The 415-nt window shown below is 34.2% G+C and carries 1 protein-coding gene; it reads left to right on the forward strand.

Translation table 11 applies throughout. The annotated features are described in order from the left end of the window. Nucleotides 1–82 precede the first annotated feature (82 nt). Nucleotides 83–307: an RNA chaperone Hfq gene (gene hfq / locus B4K20_RS14375; protein ID WP_286304266.1), complete on the forward strand. Its 225-nt coding sequence runs from the start codon at nt 83–85 to the stop codon at nt 305–307. The last annotated feature ends 108 nt before the right edge of the window (nt 308–415 follow it).

The raw sequence follows: 415 nt of genomic DNA on the forward strand, positions 1-415 counted from the left end.
GAATAATGCTTGACGATTCTGTTAAGGCTTTTAGAATGAGATATTAAACAGTCAAAAATAATAACAATATATGGAGTGAAAGATGGCAAAAGCACAGACTCTTCAGGACCCTTTCTTGAATGCTTTAAGAAAAGAAAATATTCCAGTTTCTATTTATTTAGTAAACGGTATCAAACTTCAAGGTCAGATTGATTCCTTCGATCAGTTTGTCATCTTACTTAAAAACTCTGTCAATCAAATGGTATACAAGCATGCTATATCAACTATCGTGCCTGCACGTAATGTTAATGTTAACCAAGAAGAATAGGAGTATTTGATTGTTCGACAGACCGGATATTCAAACAGCTTTCGATGATGCGTCAGAGAAAGAAGCTGTTGTCTTGGTTCATCTGAATTTTAATGATCCAGATTACGA

The sequence above is a fragment of the Methylophaga sp. UBA5088 genome (assembly GCF_002414625.1).
Taxonomy (GTDB): Bacteria; Pseudomonadota; Gammaproteobacteria; order Nitrosococcales; family Methylophagaceae; genus Methylophaga; species Methylophaga marina.

Coding starts and splice junctions, on each gene's coding strand:
- hfq (WP_286304266.1), top strand. CDS start 83: ATGGCAAAAGCACAGACTCTTCAGGACCCTTTCTTGAATGCTTTAAGA.